Genomic DNA, 18,340 nt, shown 5'->3' with positions numbered 1-18,340 from the left:
CGCAGGAACATTGGGACCCCTCTCGCCATCAACAAGACTCATAACCTAAGCATCAAAACCAGATTTGATGCATCTCATTCCGCGATTGGCGTTCACGCCTCGGAAAGCAGAACGAGCTCCATTGTTGTGGCATCCAAGTAATACCGCAGGAGCCCCTCCGGTCTGTCATCCAAGAAATATAGACGTTCGGCATCGGCGTCCCATCGAAAATCAGAGGGGACGAGAGGATAGGGGATATTTCCGGCTTTGCAGCCTTTTGTCCCGCCCTTTTCGGATACTTTGAGTAGTAGAAGGGACCTGTCCTCCGGGTGCATGGGCGAGCCTTCCGTATAGCAGATAATTCCGTATTTTCCCAGCAACTGCTTATAATAGGCCGTCTTTTTTTCGACGGAAAGATTTTGATACTCCTGCTCAAAAGAAACCTCAAGCCCGCACAGGGGGGTGGTCTGCTCGTAAAGCGCAGGGAACATCCGGTTGAAGGTGGCGATGCTCTGCTCCACCGTGTAAGAATCGCGTGGGTGGAATCCCCCGTCGCCCTTTCCGTTCATCACGCCGGAGCCGCACAGGATTTTGACATAGGGAAGCGCCCACTCGCCGATGTCCTCCGCATCCGTGTATGGCAGGACATCCACAGGCTTCTCCGTCTTTGGCCCATAGATATGGATGATCCGCCCCAGCATCACGGCGGCTTCCTCCCTGGAAATGCTGCTGTTGGGGTCATAGCAGCCGTTTTTCCGGCCCTTTACCAGACCGATGAGCTGCGCCGCACGGATCATGGTGTCAGATTCACTGTCGCTTTTTACGTCCTTGAACGGGAGATATTCATAGCGCAGCGTGTAATTCCATACCTCAGCCACCTGTACGCCGTCCGGCCAATTATGATAATCCTTCAGCCGGTAAGGAGTCCCGTTGGGATTTGTGTGGTAAGTGAAGTACATGTCGTAAAAATCAGGCCCCGGTCCGCCAAAATCATAAAGCGCGGAGACAAAGTTTAAAGCAAGCCTCGCGAATTCCCCCCGGGTTATGGGGCGACTGTACGCTTGGAGGCCGTCTAAAAACTCCTGGGAGACAATGTCCCGCTGCGCGGCCTCCTTGACTTCGGCGGAAAACACCGGCGACGGTTCGGTGGCCTGTCCCGGAACCATGAAGATGGACAGGGCGCAAACGACGGCTAATAGAATGTATAAAAGCTTTTTCAAGGAAAGAACCTCCTGCTTATTTATAATATATGCTGTTTGCTCTGGAACATCTAATTCTAGCCGATAGCATCTGCTCCAAGGTTTGATTTTGGTTTTCTACGCAAATAAGATCAGGACCTTTCCGTGCTCTTGGCCGTAATCGGTAAGCAGTCTGATTTTTTTATACTATCATGCAGTATTTTCTAAATTATTATAAGTCGGTTTACAAATGAACACTAAATCACCCTTTATTTAGTATCTGAAGCTTCAGAAAATAAATTAAAGGAGAGATTTATTATGGCAACAAATCACACTTATCGTACGGGGACCTACAACGGCATTCTGCTTCATATGCTGCGTACACATGCAAGCAATATTACCTTGAAAAATCTGCGATGCGAGAAGACTCTAAAAGAATCCGGATATTATGGCTGCAATGGTGGATTTTTTAACTTTCCCAATTCTGCAACCAATCCCAAAAGAGTCATTAGTTTAGCGAAGGTTAATGGCGGAGTCGTTGGCCCGAACAGTAATGATGGCAACCAGAATAATTATACTGGCGGCGGGGTTATCCTTTGGAATGGAAACAGTTTGGTATGCCTGTTTAGTCGGCCAGACGATGATGCAAGCACTATGCCGAATACAAGCGCCTACGGCACTTGGGCGCAGGGCGGAATTTCTTTCTGGCTTGGTTATAAAAACTTCTATGATGCTGCTGTAAATGAGGTCGGTTACAAACCGGATCAAATGGTGGAACATTCTACTGCTATGCGAACTGCTATGGTTGCGGATCTGGATACTGACAATGTCTATTTGATTGCAACAGAAAACGAATGCGATTACATAGATTTTCGCGCAGCGATTCAGAGTGCATTTGACATCACTGATGGTAACAGCACAAATTCGCGGTACAAAGGCATCATGTTGGATGGCGGCGGCTCCACGCAGTTCAGAGCAAATCGTAGCAATGGTGCGGACGTGACAATTGTACAGTCACGAAAGCTAGCAGAAGTCATCGTATTGCGGAATAGTAATTAACTAGAACCATATCTATGAAGAAAGGGCAGTTCAATTATTGGACTGCCCTTTTTCTAAACATTGCGGCACAAATAATAAAAATCATACTACCGCTGATTACCCAAAGATCTAATTCATTGGCATGGCTGCTACCGGACTGCACTTTTGTGATAGTTACCGCATTCATTGGTACTTGCCGGATATCACCATCCCCTGTTTTGATGATGAGTCCGTCCGGCGAATAGAAGATATAGACTACACCGGCATCAATGGATACCTTTTGATACTGCCGCTCTTCATCCGACCAGAGCCAGAAATTTCCATCCTCTGTTTGAACAGCGTTTATAAATACATTCTCTACAGAGTTCAAAAGAGGCTCCAATATGATTTTTACACCAGACAGACTTTTCTGTTCGGTTATGAAGGAAAGGGTCCCATCCCGAAACAGGACATACCCGCCAGGAAATATTTTCCGGACGTCTTTCGCAAGGCAAATAGGGGTTGGGGATTGGACGTCGGTCAATGTTCCCCAAAACATGAGTTCCCCATTATCCAACACCGCGAAGCTAGCGTCATTGTAATCGGTAGCGATTGACTGCACACCTTCCAAAATAGGGACAGGATCAGAAAATTCACTACCGCTTGGGCCATCGGCAGTCAACTGATATTGCTCATTATGTCCTCCTCCGTATAAGGTTCCATCGGCGGACAGCGCAAGATAGTGGCTAAGGCCGGTGGCCACATCCACCGTGTGTTCCATGATGTGGTAGGGCTCCTCCAATTTCAGTTTGACGGCGTTGTCGAGCCTATAATTACCCCATCCCCAGAGCGTACCGCTCATGTCAATGGCCATAGCGCCATTCCATCCGGCGGCAACGGCGGCAGCGTTTTTCAGAAGAGGATAGGCGTCTTCCCATGATGTTGGTTGGCGGCCATCTGGTGAATGATACTCTTCGCCCCATGCATATAAAACGTTATCTTTCCCAATGGCATAGTTGATAAATGATTGCGAGGAAAGTGGCTGATTTCTGGTATTCAGGGCGTATGCCTTGAGGGACAAAAGGAATACCATGCAGATACAGCAGGCAAAAGCGAGTCCCACATGAATCCAGCCGCTGCCCCAATTTCTCTGGACACACCTGTTGAATTTTCCTTTTTTACGAAAGGCAAAATTTATAGACGGGAACCCTCTTCTCTCGGGTGTTGTACAACTGATGATTCTAACTAATTTTTTCATACTAACCTCCCTATGCGCCCCACTTAAAATACTATTCAGAGGTACTTTGTAATTATTTGTGGTAGCCGATACAATGAGTCATATCAGGACCTCTTTTCTATTCGTCTCAGATGAAAGCAAGGAACTCCACTATGCGGACGTTTGCTCTTACTGACGGAACTGGAAATCCCAACAATCCATATGTGAGAGGCATTCTTCTTGATGGTGGTGGTCCTACGCAATTGGTCGGCAGTTCTGTATCCGTACCGTCCAATCGTCCTATTCCGCAGATGGTTGCGCTGGTCAACAAAAACCAATTCATGCAACGGGGGCTGCCGCAGCAACCCCCGTTGCACATTACCAATCAAGAGTCCTTGTTAAGTCGAACTTCAATTTTTCCGTCCTTCAGAATTCGAATGGAATCCCCAACAAAGTTATAGACAGCCCAGACCGTATTCTTCTCTTTCTCCATACCCACATATTTTCCGGAATCCGTGTTTACACGCCAGTAATCCCCATCCACCGAGATAAACCCAGAGCCATTTATGGCCCTCGCATGCTCCGCCACCAGGGTAACAGTTGGGGGTGCATCCTGACTGTTCAAAAGCTCCACCATTCCATTCTTTTTTAGTACCAACAGAACGCCAACAAACGGATCATACGCATCCGCTATATCTGCCACCTCCGTGTCTAGTAATATGGGTTCCACATTCTCACGCAAAGGACTACCCGGTCCGTTAGGTGAAATACAATTCATATTATAAAGGTTTCCTGCGGTATCGATGTAATAATAACCGGATCGAGTGTTAAAGACTTTTTCGGCATTTTTACAGATATCCCTGGGCTTCTGCAAGTCTTTGTCGCTGCCCCAGAGCTTCAGTGTACCATCCTCCATGACAACAGCCATATCAAGATCTGAGGCGGCGATATCTCTGACCGATGACATGATTATTCGGGGCTCATTGAAAGGTTTGTCTCCCTCACTGTCCACCAGCGGCCATGCGTTGGCCGCACTCCATGCCCACAGATTGTGATTTTCATCTAACACAAAGGAAGCACTGAAGCTTCTGACATATTTGACCGCGTGCTGCACAAGGGCATTCCGTTGATTAAATGGCTGTAGAGTGACGTCTGTACTCCCGCCTTGTTCCCAACCCATATCCCAGTTGTCCCAATTGGTTCCCCAGCGAACTAAATTTTCTTCCATATCGATGAGATAGTAATTGTTCTCGCCTCCAATATAAAGCCTGTCCTTGTATTGAAAATTATCTGGTATGGGCCTTTCTGTCAAGTAACCATTTAATTCAGCTATACCGGAAGAATCTTCTGTGGAGGTACTTCCAGGAACGGTTGAACTTTGAGGTGCGGTTGAGGAAGTACCACCCGCCCCACAGCCTACCAAACTGGCCAGTATCAGTCCTGTTAGTAACAAGGTCAGGATGTTCTTTTTTATGTGTTTCATCTGCTTTTGGCCTTCCCGCTTTTAAAATAATCCTATAGCAAGGTGCTTTGCCCTGCGTTATCATCCTTGAGATTTGTGCAACGGAGTATATCCCTTCCAGTAAATACCAATACTATAAACCGGTCTTGTGGACAGCCATATTATTGATTTTCTTTGCTGTGGCATCATATAGACGCTCGCCTGATTTTTGCATTCATTATATAAAAAACAGCTATCACTGCAAAATGCAACATGGAATCATAACATTTTTTACACAAACCTCAAGCTCCAAATTTTAGTTTACGGCTGTACCCGCTTTTCTTTTATTACACAACCTATTTTGCACGTAGAAAATAACAAGAGATGCGATTTGCTTTTACTCGCGAAACTTGTTAAAATTAGTCTAGGGGTGTTTCTTTGGATAATTTAAAGAAACTCAGAGAAAATGCCGAATTAAGTCAGCAAGCACTGGCAAACGCCGTTGGTTCCACTCAGCAAAAGATATACAGTTACGAGAACGGAATTTATGAGCCCGATATTAAAACTCTAAAGCTACTTGCAAACTTTTTTGGTACCTTCATTGATTATTTGGTTGGTAATACGGATATTTCGAGCAAACCGGAGAGAATTGAAAAATTCGATCTAAACGAAGAAGAAGCCGATGTAGTGGCTAAATATCGTTCTTTAAAGCTGAATGGACGAGAGAGCCTTCGTCTTATTCTGAACAGCTTATTAGAACACTAAAGATAGTGTTCTACAGATATAGAATCGGTTTACGGTATCGCGCAGTTGATGTATAATAATATGTAAACCGAAGGTTGGGAGGATGTAGATCGTGATGTTTGCCACGCTGGTCACACAGCTTGATGATGATGACCGCGCCTTTATGCTCAATTTATATAAAAACTACTACAATCTTGCACGCAAAAATATTTTTAATATCACGCATAGCAGAGATGACCTTGAGGACCTAATAGACGATGTATTTGTCAAACTAATTGAAAAAGTTTCGTTAATTCGTAATTTTGAGTGTTGCAAACTCACTACATATATTGTTTATACGATTAAAAGCGTCTCAATCAATCATTTAAAGCACAAGGCCGTGGAAATGAAGCATCTGTATTACAGCGAAAACACGGATATATTGGATGATTGTACGGAATCCGGCAGTGAATTTGATGACCGACTTATTCAAGAGGAAGATATCACGTCATTGCGTCACGCGATTTCTTTGCTGCCACAGAGCCAAAAGGACCTGCTCTATTTCAAGTACCTGCTTGATATGAGTGATCCTGAAATAGCGGAAACGATTGGAATATCACCTGATAGCGTGCGACAGTATCTGACTCGTGCTCGACGAAATGCTAGACGGCTCATGGAAAAGGAGATGAGTAGCAGTGCCGAGTAAAGACAACATTATTAAGCTAAACGAAGAGTATGAGGACGCCCTGTTCCGATTGGTAATGAGTGATGCCGCAGAGGAAGAGGGAAAACAATATTTAGAGGAAAATAAAACGCTCAATGCTAATCAACCGAATAGTCCTTCAGCCGAAAACATAAAAGGATTTACGAGGCTTCTGGACGCCCAATTGAAGAAAAAGAAAAAGTTTCGCAGAGTACATCATTTCTCAGCTCTCAATAAAGCAGCCGTCGTGGTTCTGGCAATATTTCTTACCTTTTCGTCTATGATGGTGACAGTACAGGCATTTCGCCTCAGTGTCCTTAATTTTCTGATCAGCATTGAACCGAAATACACCTCGTATGAACTTCAAGACGACGATCAGAGCGGGGATAATGAAAAATTGATTGTAAATTGGACCAATTCCTATGTTCCTAGTTATATGCCGGAGGGATATGAAGTTACGGAAATGTCCTCTTCTGATTCGCTGAAAAAGGTTATTCTAGAAAACGCTGATTCCTCCAGCATTATTTATACTGAATATGAATCTGACAGCAGCTTATCGATCGACACAGAAGATGCCTCACTGATTGAAACGATAAAGATTAACGGGCATGACGGAACATTATCTGAGAAGGGCTCAATTACCACTGTGGTATGGAAAATGGACGGCCATTTGTTTGTTGTTCAAGGGCAAATATCTACTGATGAGGCTACAAAAATAGCCGAGAACGTAAAATTTGTAAATTAATATTTATTTTGCTGTTGCATAATGCCTCCTTTGTTGTTTTTATTAATAAAAACATAAAGGAGGCATTTATCATGAAAAAAATCTTAGCATCTGTCCTTGCAGTTCTAATGGTTACCCTTCTCGCGACACCCGCATTGGCCGCTGAAACCGGCAGTTACTCAAGCAGCAGCATAATGACACCCAACTACACCTATATCTGGCAAATGAGTGCAGGGCTTAAAATTAGCTCTCTTGGGAAAGCGCATTGTTCAGGAAGTGTTGATGCGTCCAGTAATTCGTACTATGTGAATTTAACCGTTACACTGCAAAAAAAGAACAACAGTTCATGGGAAAATGTAAAATCATGGAGTAAATCTGGAAGTGGACAGTCTGGTCTGATTATTGAAGAAGATTATTATGTTGCCAGAGGTACGTATAGGGTTCTGACTACCGCAAAGATATATAACTCCACTGGAACGACACTGCTGGAAACCGAGTCTTTCAATTCAAAGGAACAGACGTACTAATATGCGCTGAAAAACATGATCCTTTTTAGCTGAAACTACCAATAGCTGCGAAATAAATACGAAGGAAGAAGCATCCGGCAAGCCCGTCCCAGAGCTTGTGTAAACCTCCGTTGCGGTGTAGAATGGAAACACCAAAACGGAGGTTTACATTATGGCAAGAAAAGATCAAATCACAGAACTTTTCGGGTAAGCTGTACGTCTGAGTTTATAATGCCTCGGGTGCTCTCTTGGAAGCTCAGGCGGCATATTCCTTCACAAAAGCTTATTAAATATACGGTTTGTCATAAAGAATATTTAGGGGGTATATTTCCATGAAATTTAGAAAGATGTTTTTCATTTGTTTATCAGCGCTGTTGATTCTAACGACCGGCTGCAGCGCACCAAATGGGGAGGATGTGGTAAGTTCTGGAACTGGTTCCTTAGCGGAAAATCTGCCTTCCGAATCTTCGTCATCCGCCACGCAGGCCAGTTCCAAAGCTTCGTCAGATAATAATGATTGGATAGCATATATTGATGATGAGCACAATCTTTGCATTAAGAAAAACGATGATGCAAACGGTAACATCATTGTGAAAGATGTAGCGGAAGCGCCTTGTGTAGCAGGCGAATGGGTGTATTATCTTCCTAATTTAGACGAAATTGATAAAGTAAAACTGGATGGTTCTCAAATAACAAAAGTGTGTGATACAGACGCATTTCAAGTATATAATGCAAATCTGGATATTTATCACGAGATCAATGGAAGCACCTCCGTGACTGCGGAATACAAAGATGGATACATTTTGTATACATGCTTTCAGTTAAAAGAAGCGGGAGATGAAAAGTCAAATCCTCCATCCTATTATAAGTTAGGTCTCAGTCAAAACACACTGAAACAGGTTGAAAATTGATATTATTAAGGCAACACCGCACAAAAAAAGCTGCGGTAAGTAAGCAGATATGATAAAATAGAACTATGGATAAGCAGATGAGTATGTCTGCTCTGTGCGATGAACTGGCACAGGTACGGACGAAGAAAAGAATTTCTCGAGCAGATCGAATGCATAGTTCCGTGGGTAAATGGATCACCATGATCAAGCCGTGCTACTATAAGGGAGAGCGCGGAAACAAGCCCTATGACCTGGAATTGATGCTGCGGCTGTATCTGCTGCAAAACTTATATAATCTATCCGACGAGGCAACGGTGGCCGAAGCGATCGACAGCCGTGCCTTTTCGGATTTCTGTGGCGTGGAGTCCAGCAATCAGGTACCGGACGGCGATACACTCGGTCGCTTTCGGAATATCCTCGTGCACAATGGTTTGCAGGAGCAGCTGTTGCACAGGTAGTAAAACTGCTGAGAGAAAAGGGCCTGCTTTTAAAGAAAGGCACCATTGTGGATTCCACCATCATTGCCGCTCCGTCCTCCACAAAGAACCAGGATAAGCAGCGGGATCCGGATGCACATCAGGTGAAAAAGGGCAATGCGTGGCACTTCGGCTACAAAGCGCACGTAGGTGTTGACAAAGACAGTGGCCTGGTTCACACGGTCGAGGTGACAGCCGCCAATGTCCATGATGTTGCCATGACCTCCTCACTGCTGACGGGAGAGGAAAGCGTTGTATACGGGGACAGCGGCTATCTGGGAGCGGCAAAGCGTGAGGATGCTATTACAAAGAACGAAACCGGCAAGCGCATCCGTTACAAGCTCAATCGTCGCCCATCGCAAATCAAAAAGGGTTCCATCCGCTCGCAAGCCCAGCTCAAGCGCAGAGAGCACGAAAAATCATCGGTTCGTGCCAAAGTAGAACACGTTTTTGCCGTTGTGAAAGGTCTGCTGCGGTACCGAAAAACGCGATACCGAGGTCTGCAAAAGCAGACCGCTAAACTGAATATGATGTTTGCGCTGGCAAATCTGATTCTGGCTGACAGGCCCTGTCTGGCAGTCTGATTCGGTTTGCCTTCCCAGATAGAATCAGAAGAGTTCCACGCTGTTTGCCGCGTCTGGCAGATGGCGTGGATTTTTTATGCCGTTGCGCGGTGTTGCCTTAAATGTACTTTAGTTCAGCATAAAAATTTTAGTGCAAAATAACCGTTTGGGAGGCGCCTCTCCTTTACCACTTGCCTACGATCCTGCCGTGGATTTACTTCTTCTCGTTATCATAGGACCGAATCAGTGCTATGGCCCGCGTCCCGTTGGGAAACTTCCAATCCTCATACTGATAAGAGTATCCCCACGTAATCATCTCATCCATCTCATCCCCGCCTCTTGTCAGCATACCGTGCCGCCAAGGGGGCATCAGCGCAGTCATGTGGGCCACGGGGAGGTTCATGGTGGCACCCCAAGAAGGACTCACTTGAAAGATTAAGACAGAGAAAGAACAACAGGCTATCCATAGAAGGAGAATCCACATGAGCTATTTTGGAACAATCTACGCTGATGACCGGCTGCCATCCCGTGCCCGGATGGTGTCTATGTACCTCCGGGATCGGGCAAATCAGGATGGCGTATGCTGGCCTTCCATCCGAACAATCGCCACAGACCTAAAATTATCCCGCAGCACCGTGAAACGGGCGCTGCGGGATTTGGAGAAGCTAGGTTATATAGAAAATCGCAGGCGTTGTCGGTGTAATGGAGGGAATACGTCCAATTTTTATAGGATCAAAGAAATTTGTTGATTTTTTTCTGCCTGTCAAATGTTGCAGATATTTTGCATTTTAGAAAATTAAAGTACACCCCTTGCTCTACTATTTCCATGAGAGCATGTTTCTGTAGGGCGTTCCAGATGCAAGGACCCTTCTTGGTAACATATTACATCCTCCATGTATCAATTTGTGTACACCTTTTCCTCCGACGGCGAAGCAAATTCCTATTTGTTTATCAGTATAGCGCCTATTCAGGACAATGTCACTATACAACTGACTGGTTTATTCGGCCTCATCAAAGTCCGGGAACAAATCAAGCCCGGCGTATTCGTTATCGCTCATGGCCCGGAGCTTTCCCAGCGCGGAATCGGTCAGAGCCAGAAGTTCTGTTTCCTCCGCGCCGAGATAGCCGCGCATCTGCTCAAGCTCCGCGATCAGGCCCTCTCGCGTTCCGGTGTTGTAAATGCACATGAGATTGATTTCATCGTTTGTAAACATGTTATCGCTCCATTTCCGCGCCTCTGTCGGGCGCTGTTTTTTTGTATTCCCGGCTGACCAGCTGATTTCTGAGCCGTTCCACGACGGATTTTTTCTTTTCGGCGCTTTCCCGCCGCGACGCCTCGGCAAGCTCCAGAAGCGAGATCGGCTGGCCGGTTTTGACCTGCTGCTCCAGCTCCGCGACGGTGGCTTTTGGACCGTTGTTGATGATGCCGTCGAGCATCCCGTAATCATCCTCCATCGCCATCTCCGCGTTTTTTAGATAGTTTTCCGGTTTCAGAAAAGCCGGAAGCTCCTGAAAACCGAAGCTGTCTGCGTAATGACAGGATACAACGCCGTTCTGCTTTAAGGCAACGATGTCGCTGACGGACAGGCTCGGCCTGTGATAATCGGCGGGATGGTCGTTGTTGAACCTGTCCCACAAAGCCTCCAGCCGGTCCTCCGTATCGCCTTTGTCCATAAGCGGGGCGGTGTAGGCGAGATCATAGTGTCCGTGGTCTACGGCGATCCCCTTGGATTCCAGCCAGCTTAAAGGCTCAAACCGGATATCCCGCAGTTCGTCGCCGCCCTTCAACTGATAAATGGCGAAAGCATCCTGAGAGGCGTTCAGAAAAGCGGCTTCCCGCTGCTCCTGATGTTTCATCCGGTCCTCAATGGCTTCGGAAAATTCCCGGCTGTCCTCCCATTCTTCACGGCTCACGGCGAACAGGCCGCTATGCTTATGAATCTCATCCGGGTCAAACGCCATGCTTGCGCCGCCGTCCTCAATCATGTAGACGGTGAGGTCCTGCTCGAAAAGCTCCAGCGCCCGGTCTTTGGAGAGGGGCAGCAGGTCTCCGTCCAGATACCCGCAGGCTTCCAAATCGGCCACAGTCAGCTCCGAATCCGGCATGGGGTATTCGTCCAGCGCCAGCTCCGGCTCTGTGTTCGGATGGCCGTCCATGCTCATATGATTTTTATGGAGATATTCGTGTATATCGCGCTCCCGCACGGCGTCGATCTCCCGGAGGATATCCAGCGACACCTTTTCGGTGCTTTCGGGTGTCAGATTTTCAGCAGAAAGCGCCTGATCGTAAGCGTCGGAAATGGAACCGGCGCTGTCATCGGCAAACCCGCTGACCGTTTCCCGCAGACTTTCCTTGTCGTAAAGGGTGTAGCCGTATCCGTTCTCGTTTTCCTTCACATAGAGATACGCGGCATGATCCAGCAGATACATCGCCTCGGTTTCCCTCGGCGGGTAGATTTTTTCGATTTCGTCCAGCCGCCGCAGCAGATCACCCGGTGAGCGCGCGCCGTCCTTTTTTGCGGCGTTCAAAATATCGTCGCGGACACTCTTTCCAGAACCGTTCTTCAAATCCTCCACGATGATGGGGATTTCTTCCTCGGCGGGGTGCAGCGGAAGTGGCGGCTCCATCACGGAGGCCGTGCACTGATACACGTCACCGGCAAACTGCTCCAGAACGGGATCATACTCTTTTAAGACCTCGCGGAAACTCCGGTCAATGTCGGTGATGAGGCCGGAGGCGGTTTTATTGATCGTTTCCAGAGAGGCCCGCAGCTCCGGCAGCTCCTTGCCGTGGCTCCATGTGGCGATATAACCGAAGCTGTTTTCGCCGGTCTGGATGCCGTAATACTGACACACGGAAAAAGAAACGGATTCGGCTTCTACTTCCTCGGTATTCCGGCTTTTTGGCTTGGGTGGCTCTGCGGTTTCGTCGCCCTGTGCGGCGGCAAGGCGGGCCTGTTCATAGTTATGCAGCGTGGCGTGGGTAATTTCGTGGACGGCGGCGGCAACGGTCTGCACCTCGCTCATGCCGGTGCGGATGGCGATACGCTGGTCTTTTTCGCTAAAATAGCCGTCCATATTCGGCTCCATCGCTTCAAATTCCATTGGTACGGGAGAGGAACGCCGCAGCGCCTCCATGAAAACGGCATACTGCTTTACGTTCCCGGTGAGGTCGTTGGCCAGCGTCGGCAGCGGTTTTCCATCGGTCTGCGACACGTCGAACACGGACACCACTTTATACATGGGAATCTTGATTTCCTTTTCCTCCATGACGACGCTGCCGTTTTCATCCAGAACGGGAAGTTTTGTATTCGGGTCGAGTTTTTCTTCCTCGATTCTCTTTTTGAAGGGTGTGGGCGCGATGATTTTGATGCCCCTTTCCCCCCGCATGACGTTCCTGCTGAACTGATCGCGCCATTTATTGAAGCCCGCAACCAAGGTGGCGTCAGGCTTCTGCATGTAGATAAGCATGGTGTTGTTGACGGAATAGCGGTGGAACCGGGACATGGTGCGGAGGTACTGCGCGTAGCGGTCGCTCTGGAACAGGTCCCGGATGCCCTGCTCAATGCTGTCGGTAATTTCCTTCAAACGATCTTTGTTATTGCTGTTTTCGGCCATAGTTTTGCTCCTTTCACAGCTCATAGAATCAAAAATAGCGCGCCCCCAGCACAGGCTTGGGAAGCCCATGCAGGAGCGCGCTCATTATTTATTTTTTGGAACGTATGCTCCTGTCGGGTGGACGTATTTTCGTTGTTTTGGCTCGCAAACTGTCGGCTTCACGCCGCCGGTCGCTGTACGGTTCCCGGACGGAAACACAGCGTTTGGGGATAAGATAGCTGACGGCTCCACGATGCTCCGGGCGCTCTGACTTCACTTTGTCGGGGTATTTCTCCGAGAGCCTTCTGAGCTTTTGGATGAGCTTCTTATTGTATGTGTAAACCGTCGCTTCTTCCTCGTTATAGCAGATGATCGTCTCCTACTCGTATTTTGTAGGTTTCATAGCTCACCAAGCTTTTTCATTTCCTTGCCAAAATCCAGCCTGAAATTGACGCGCTCCCCGGTGTCCTCTAAAATTACCGTAGCGTCGTAGGTCTTGCCGGTTTTCTCAGAATAGCAGCCGGTGAGCCTTACGCGCCCGTCCTTCAGGAGCGCGGCGGCGACGGCCTTTGTCAGCGTCTTTTTCTTGCTGGCAAAGAATTTATTGTCCTTCCACAGCCCAAACCGGCAGTCGCTATTTTCACAGAAAAAGCCTTTTTTGCTCTCGGTCACGTCGCCGCCGCAGCGGGGGCATTTGCCGACGACTTCACGTCCGGATGGAAACAGTACCTCCGCACCCTTGAGCGGCGCATAGGTTCTTACCAGCTCCCGGAGCATTCCGGCAATGCCGTCCATAAAAGCGTCCGGTTCCAGTTCTCCACGCTCCACCTGCTTGAGCCGGTTTTCCCACTCGGCGGTCAGCAGCGGGGATTGAAGCTGCTCCGGCAGAACGGTGACAAGGGACACGCCCACCTGGGACGGGATGAGACTGACCGTTTTCTTAGCCTTTTTCCGCTCCACAAAGCCGGTGGTGACGAGCTTTTCCAGAATGGCCGCGCGTGTGGCGGGGGTGCCGAGGCCCTTACGCTCTGTGTCCTCCGGCATATCTTTTGCGCCTGCCGTCTCCATCGCGGAAAGGAGAGTGTCCTCTGTGTAGTGCTTGGGCGGCGAGGTTTTGCCCTCTTTGACGGAAACGGCGGTGACAGAAATATTCCGTCCTTCCTCCAGTTCAGGCAGGGGCTTGTCCGCCTGTTCCTGCAAATAGGCTTTCCAGCCGGGAACAAGGACGGTCTTGCCCTTGGCGGCAAAGCCATGCCTGGCGCAGTCAAGCGTAACGGCGGTTTCGGCGTATCGGTGCGGCTCACTGACCGCGCAGAGAAGCTGCCGGGATACAAGCCGCAAAATTTCACGCTCTCCGGCAGGCAGCGCAGAAACGTCCGCTTTGCCCGCTGCGGACGTGGGAACGACGGCGTGATGGTCACTGACCTTCGCGCTGTCGCAGACCTGACCGGCGTTAAGGGGTTCAGGCGCGTCCGTGCCGCAGATCGCAGTGGCGACGGAAGTAAGCGCTGGAACGGTTCCTTCCATATCATTTGTCAGAAACCGGCTGTCCGTGCGAGGATAGGTGCAGAGCTTCTTTTCATAGAGCGATTGCAGATAATCGAGCGTCTGCTGGGCCGTATAGCCGAGCAGGCGGTTGGCGTCGCGCTGGAGCGTGGTGAGGTCGTAGAGCGCGGGCGGCTTTTCAGATTTTTCTTTCCGCTCCACGGCGCCGACGGTTGCCGCCCTGTCCTTGCAGGCGGCAGCAATCGCTTCGGCCTCCGGCTTTGCTTTCAGTTTGTCGCCTGTGGCGGTAAAGCCGCCGCAGGCGAGGTTGACCGTGTAAAACGGCTCCGGATGAAACGCGAAAATCTCCGCTTCCCGCTGCACGATAAGGGCCAGCGTCGGGGACATAACACGCCCGACGTTCAGGGTACGGTGGTAGAGGACGGAAAAGAGGCGCGTTGCGTTGATGCCCACCAGCCAGTCGGCCTTGGACCGGCAGAGCGCGGACTGATGCAGGCCGTCGTAGTCCCGGCCCGGTTTCAGGTCGGCAAAGCCCTGACGGATGGCCTCGTCCTCCATTGAGGAAATCCAAAGCCGTTTCATGGGCTTTGTGCAGCCCGCCATACAGTAAACGGTGCGGAAGATCAGCTCTCCCTCGCGTCCAGCGTCGCAGGCGTTGATGACCTCGCTTATATCGTCGCGGCGTATCAGGGTTCGGAGAATATCGAACTGCTTCCATTTGTCTTTCCCTACGGTGAAGCGCCAGCTCTCCGGCAGAATGGGAAGGTCCTCACGCCGCCATTTGGCGTACTTTTTATCATAAGTATCCGCTTCGGCCAACTCCGCGAGATGGCCCAGGCACCAGGAAACAAGGTAGCCGCCGCCCTCCAGATAACCGCCGCCGCGCTGCTTCGCGCCGATCACGGCGGCGATGCTTTGGGCAACCGAGGGCTTTTCACTGATTACAAGTTTCAATTTTTTACGCTCCTTCGGTGTTGAAATAGAAAAAGAGCAACCGATTTCTCGATTGCCCTTAAACGTAATAGCTATTTTAAGATTTGTTACATCGGGTTAAACATAGATTAAGCACATTAAGCGATTGTTGCCGTGTCTGACAAATTTTAATTCTACGGGCAGATGTTACCTATTGGGTTCCTTTTTGTCATCAGTGCATTTAGCACTATAAGATTTGATCATTTCCTGAAATTCCGGAACAGCACGAAGGAATTCATATTCCGGTGCCTGTTCCAAATTAGACAACAGCGGTGTGAGAAGATGAAAACTAAATTCTGTCGAGCTTTCCTTGCATGGAATATGATGGAATAGCGGAGAAAAACGACTATTCCACGGTCTTGCCGCAGCGTCCAGTAGTATCGTCAGGGCTTTCATACTGCTCAACACATCTCTTCGAGCAACGGCTGCTTCCAACGGGGCAATGTTCGACCAGTATTCGCCCAAGTGGAAAGCCACGCATTCTTTTTGAGCACAATCTGCCAGAGATAAGGCTGATTTCTCATCGCCCTCCTGCACAGCCAATTGAATCAATTTGACCAGAGTGGTCTGGTGATCCTGTACGCTCAATGTCAATTTCCGTTCTAACAATTCCGCCGCTTTAGCGGTTTTTCCCTGTTTGCTCCATACATCTGCCTGCATCCCGCGCTTGTCCAACGCATTCCAGTCCGGCAGCATATCCAGAATTTCTTGCGCTTTGTCATACTGTTTGCGTTGAATCAATTTGGACGCCAGCATGTACTTTGCCTTATCTCGATCTGGTTGTATCCGAGTGGGAGCGAGGACATCAGCCCTTCTTCCTGTCGGAAGTCGAGACGGGTCAGCGCGCAGTTATATTTCTGTGCGAGGGAGCTGGCCTGAAATACGTTGTTGTCCAGCCGCTGCCGGTTGTCGGCCACGTTCAGGACGAGGAAGGTCACAAGGAACATGCGCTCATTGCGGGACTGTAAATCCTGCAACAGCTTTTTCGCTTCCTCTCCGTAGGTGGCGAGGTCCGAGGGGATGATATCCATGTCGTACCCGGAACGGATGGCCTTTTTCTGCTCCTGAATCTTCATGGAATCCAGGTCCGTGATTTTCCGCTTCACTGCTTTGATGGCCCGCACCTGGTCGATGGACTGGATGTGCATGGTGACGATGAGGGAGCTTTCCATGTCCAGAAAATCCGCCAGCATCCGGTCATTCAGCTCCGGCGCAAGGATTTGGAGAAAGCTGACCGCGCCCACCTTACGTCCCATACCGAACAGATTGCCACTTTTGAACTCAAAGGAGCTGGGAGCGATAAAATCCTTGACGGAGAGGCCGGAGGGGGCCAGCCAGTCCCACGAAAAGCGGAACGGCTCCGGCGCGTCCATCTGGAAAATGTCGTGCAGCAGCCGCAAGCGCTCCGTGCCGTTCAGAGAAGCGGCGGTGACGCCGAGGCGCTTGAAATTGTTGAGGATGTCGATTTCAATGCGCTCCAGCCGGGGCTTGGCCGCTTTCAGGCTGTCCGCTTCGATGCCGAACGTCAGGTACTTGGTCTTGATGAGGCCGTTGTTGCCTTTGGCAAGCTGGTTTCGGAGCATTTCGGTGTACTCCGCGCGCAGACTGTCAAAATCGTCGCCCTGGGGCGGGATGGTGACGCTTTTCGCAAAGCTGTCCCGCGTCGCGGAGAGGTTCAGGAAGGAAAGCTGAAACCGAATGGAGCTGTCAAAATAATTGAGGAAGTCGCACCAGCTATCAAAGATGGCGGTCTTGTCCTCGTTTTGGTTGAGCTGATAGTTGATGTCCTGAAACTGAATGGTTTTCGTGTAATAGCTGTCCGTCACGCGGCAGATGCCATCCGGGAACATCCGCTGGAACGGGATACTATCCTGCGCGGATTTTTCCTTCTTGTCCGTCCGCTTCGCCCTTGCGACGGCGGCTTCGATCTGACGGCGTTCGGCGCGGGTCAGCGTGTCGTGAAAGTGCGCCTTAACCGCATCTTTTTCTTGGAGCTTTCCCTTTTGCCGTACCGCTTTTTTGTGTGTTCCGAACAATGTCGTTTACCTCCTTGTCCAGTTGGAATTGCCGCGTCAAGGCGGCATAATAGTTGTTGGTCTGATAGGGCCGCTGTTTGGGCCGCAGGAACAGCACCCGCACGATATTGCGGACGATCTTTTCCATCGGCAGGCCGTTTTTTTCATAGACGGCCATCAGGAAAAATGGCAGCATGACGAGAACCATGCAGAGAGAAGCGCCGCTGGCGCTGAGGTTTGCCGGTCCTTTGAGCAAAAAGAAAAGCGGGATGCCGATCATCGCACCGCCGCCGAAACAGATAAGCTGCCGCTTTGTTAAGTTGAGCAGGACCTTCGTTTTCACGGCGGTCAGGTCCTTGGGAACGGGAACGTAGGCCAATTAAATCACCTTCTTTCAGGCATAAAGAAAACGCCTGCCTTATGCAGGCAGACGTTTTCGGTAGCATTGCTTAACTAGTCATTTCGCTTTCCCAATCAAAATCGCCGGATTCTTCATAAGACTTCGGCCAATGGCTGCACCATTCGGGAACAACAGGATTTTCCACGCGGTCGAGGCTCGGCGTATATGGCTTAATATCCAATACAGGAGAACCGTCAAACGCTTCGATATATGCAAGTCCAATCACGGCATTTTCATGGTCAATATAGGTTACTTGAACACAATCCAGTGCAATAGGGTTTGGACGCATGGGTGAGCGTGTGGCAAAGGTACCGAGTACTTCGGGACTGTTTTTATGGGTGTATCCCAAATTCTGTGTAAACTCCAAACGGTGGAGCAGAACGGAGCAAAATATTATTGGGCGGCAGCGGCTTGACCGATGCCGCCTTTTTCTC

At 49.2% G+C, this 18,340-nt stretch carries 17 protein-coding genes and 3 pseudogenes; 8 read left to right on the top strand and 12 right to left on the bottom strand.

The window, feature by feature from the left end; genetic code table 11:
* Positions 1–92: 92 nt before the first annotated feature.
* On the bottom strand, positions 93–1,199 hold the full coding sequence (locus ON16_RS12555) for an S-layer homology domain-containing protein (protein ID WP_040663237.1): 1,107 nt from the start codon (positions 1,197–1,199) through the stop codon (positions 93–95).
* 276 nt (positions 1,200–1,475) lie between these two features.
* Between ON16_RS12555 and ON16_RS12550 the strand changes: the two genes are divergently transcribed.
* The gene (locus tag ON16_RS12550) at positions 1,476–2,216 is read left to right on the top strand and encodes a hypothetical protein (protein WP_040663234.1); all 741 of its coding nucleotides are present in this window, start codon (positions 1,476–1,478) and stop codon (positions 2,214–2,216) included.
* Between the two features lie 34 nt (positions 2,217–2,250).
* Here the strand turns inward: ON16_RS12550 and ON16_RS12545 are convergent, their stop codons facing one another.
* Together ON16_RS12545 and ON16_RS12540 are read right to left on the bottom strand one after the other, a co-directional pair.
* Positions 2,251–3,432 carry an RCC1 domain-containing protein gene (locus ON16_RS12545; protein ID WP_040663231.1) on the bottom strand — a complete coding sequence of 394 codons (1,182 nt, stop codon included), beginning with the start codon at positions 3,430–3,432 and terminating at the stop codon, positions 2,251–2,253.
* 343 nt (positions 3,433–3,775) lie between these two features.
* Positions 3,776–4,873 carry a hypothetical protein gene (locus tag ON16_RS12540; protein ID WP_040663228.1) on the bottom strand — a complete coding sequence of 366 codons (1,098 nt, stop codon included), beginning with the start codon at positions 4,871–4,873 and terminating at the stop codon, positions 3,776–3,778.
* A gap of 396 nt (positions 4,874–5,269) precedes the next feature.
* Between ON16_RS12540 and ON16_RS12535 the strand changes: the two genes are divergently transcribed.
* From ON16_RS12535 to ON16_RS15110, 6 genes and pseudogenes are all read left to right on the top strand, one after another.
* Positions 5,270–5,596, top strand: a complete 327-nt coding sequence (locus tag ON16_RS12535; RefSeq protein WP_040663225.1) for a helix-turn-helix transcriptional regulator — start codon at positions 5,270–5,272, stop codon at positions 5,594–5,596.
* A 94-nt stretch (positions 5,597–5,690) separates the two neighbouring features.
* Positions 5,691–6,260: an RNA polymerase sigma factor gene (locus ON16_RS12530; RefSeq protein ID WP_040663222.1), complete on the top strand. Its 570-nt coding sequence runs from the start codon at positions 5,691–5,693 to the stop codon at positions 6,258–6,260.
* Positions 6,250–7,002, top strand: coding sequence for a DUF4367 domain-containing protein (locus ON16_RS12525; RefSeq protein ID WP_040663219.1), 753 nt, complete (start codon positions 6,250–6,252; stop codon positions 7,000–7,002). Before ON16_RS12530 ends, ON16_RS12525 begins: the two co-directional genes overlap by 11 nt.
* 71 nt (positions 7,003–7,073) lie before the next feature.
* A complete protein-coding gene (locus tag ON16_RS12520; protein ID WP_040663216.1) occupies positions 7,074–7,508 on the top strand; it encodes a hypothetical protein in 435 nt (144 codons plus the stop codon).
* A 311-nt stretch (positions 7,509–7,819) separates the two neighbouring features.
* A complete protein-coding gene (locus ON16_RS12515) occupies positions 7,820–8,398 on the top strand; it encodes a DUF5050 domain-containing protein (protein ID WP_040663213.1) in 579 nt (192 codons plus the stop codon).
* Between the two features lie 77 nt (positions 8,399–8,475).
* Positions 8,476–9,437, top strand: a pseudogene (locus ON16_RS15110) (IS5 family transposase).
* A gap of 193 nt (positions 9,438–9,630) precedes the next feature.
* Here the strand turns inward: ON16_RS15110 and ON16_RS12500 are convergent.
* Positions 9,631–9,819, bottom strand: a complete 189-nt coding sequence (locus ON16_RS12500) for a hypothetical protein (protein WP_040663210.1) — start codon at positions 9,817–9,819, stop codon at positions 9,631–9,633.
* 79 nt (positions 9,820–9,898) lie between these two features.
* On the opposite strand from ON16_RS12500, the gene ON16_RS15430 reads away from it, so the two are divergent.
* On the top strand, positions 9,899–10,165 hold the full coding sequence (locus tag ON16_RS15430; RefSeq protein ID WP_081579700.1) for a helix-turn-helix domain-containing protein: 267 nt from the start codon (positions 9,899–9,901) through the stop codon (positions 10,163–10,165).
* Between the two features lie 249 nt (positions 10,166–10,414).
* Here the strand turns inward: ON16_RS15430 and ON16_RS12495 are convergent, their stop codons facing one another.
* From ON16_RS12495 to ON16_RS15420, 8 genes and pseudogenes are all read right to left on the bottom strand, one after another.
* Entirely contained in the window at positions 10,415–10,630 is a 216-nt protein-coding gene (locus ON16_RS12495) for a transposon-transfer assisting family protein (protein ID WP_040663206.1), read from the bottom strand.
* A gap of 1 nt (position 10,631) precedes the next feature.
* Positions 10,632–12,044: a YodL domain-containing protein gene (locus ON16_RS16425; RefSeq protein ID WP_439645735.1), complete on the bottom strand. Its 1,413-nt coding sequence runs from the start codon at positions 12,042–12,044 to the stop codon at positions 10,632–10,634.
* 57 nt (positions 12,045–12,101) lie between these two features.
* Positions 12,102–13,046, bottom strand: a pseudogene (locus ON16_RS16420) (ArdC-like ssDNA-binding domain-containing protein); the annotation flags it as partial.
* Between the two features lie 366 nt (positions 13,047–13,412).
* The gene (locus tag ON16_RS12485) at positions 13,413–15,473 is read right to left on the bottom strand and encodes a DNA topoisomerase 3 (RefSeq protein WP_040663200.1); all 2,061 of its coding nucleotides are present in this window, start codon (positions 15,471–15,473) and stop codon (positions 13,413–13,415) included.
* Positions 15,474–15,638: 165 nt separating this feature from the next.
* Positions 15,639–16,247: a tetratricopeptide repeat protein gene (locus ON16_RS12480; protein ID WP_040663197.1), complete on the bottom strand. Its 609-nt coding sequence runs from the start codon at positions 16,245–16,247 to the stop codon at positions 15,639–15,641.
* A 5-nt stretch (positions 16,248–16,252) separates the two neighbouring features.
* Positions 16,253–17,443, bottom strand: a pseudogene (locus tag ON16_RS12475) (VirB4-like conjugal transfer ATPase, CD1110 family); the annotation flags it as partial.
* 19 nt (positions 17,444–17,462) lie between these two features.
* Entirely contained in the window at positions 17,463–17,885 is a 423-nt protein-coding gene (locus ON16_RS12470) for a PrgI family protein (protein WP_040663194.1), read from the bottom strand.
* A 70-nt stretch (positions 17,886–17,955) separates the two neighbouring features.
* A partial coding sequence (locus tag ON16_RS15420; RefSeq protein ID WP_144032136.1) for a TrmO family methyltransferase domain-containing protein occupies positions 17,956–18,340 on the bottom strand: 385 nt, incomplete at its 5' end.

This window comes from Oscillibacter ruminantium GH1 (assembly GCF_000307265.1).
Lineage (GTDB): Bacteria > Bacillota > Clostridia > Oscillospirales > Oscillospiraceae > Oscillibacter > Oscillibacter ruminantium.
The sequence above is the reverse complement of the archived record's forward strand: the minus strand, read 5'-3'. Positions and strand labels throughout refer to the sequence as shown.

Coding starts and splice junctions, on each gene's coding strand:
- ON16_RS15430 (WP_081579700.1), top strand. CDS start 9,899: ATGAGCTATTTTGGAACAATCTACGCTGATGACCGGCTGCCATCCCGT.
- ON16_RS16425 (WP_439645735.1), bottom strand. CDS start 12,044: ATGGAGCCGCCACTTCCGCTGCACCCCGCCGAGGAAGAAATCCCCATC.
- ON16_RS12495 (WP_040663206.1), bottom strand. CDS start 10,630: ATGTTTACAAACGATGAAATCAATCTCATGTGCATTTACAACACCGGA.
- ON16_RS12480 (WP_040663197.1), bottom strand. CDS start 16,247: ATGCTGGCGTCCAAATTGATTCAACGCAAACAGTATGACAAAGCGCAA.
- ON16_RS12515 (WP_040663213.1), top strand. CDS start 7,820: ATGAAATTTAGAAAGATGTTTTTCATTTGTTTATCAGCGCTGTTGATT.
- ON16_RS12545 (WP_040663231.1), bottom strand. CDS start 3,432: ATGAAAAAATTAGTTAGAATCATCAGTTGTACAACACCCGAGAGAAGA.
- ON16_RS12550 (WP_040663234.1), top strand. CDS start 1,476: ATGGCAACAAATCACACTTATCGTACGGGGACCTACAACGGCATTCTG.
- ON16_RS12500 (WP_040663210.1), bottom strand. CDS start 9,819: ATGAACCTCCCCGTGGCCCACATGACTGCGCTGATGCCCCCTTGGCGG.
- ON16_RS12520 (WP_040663216.1), top strand. CDS start 7,074: ATGAAAAAAATCTTAGCATCTGTCCTTGCAGTTCTAATGGTTACCCTT.
- ON16_RS12530 (WP_040663222.1), top strand. CDS start 5,691: ATGTTTGCCACGCTGGTCACACAGCTTGATGATGATGACCGCGCCTTT.
- ON16_RS12540 (WP_040663228.1), bottom strand. CDS start 4,873: ATGAAACACATAAAAAAGAACATCCTGACCTTGTTACTAACAGGACTG.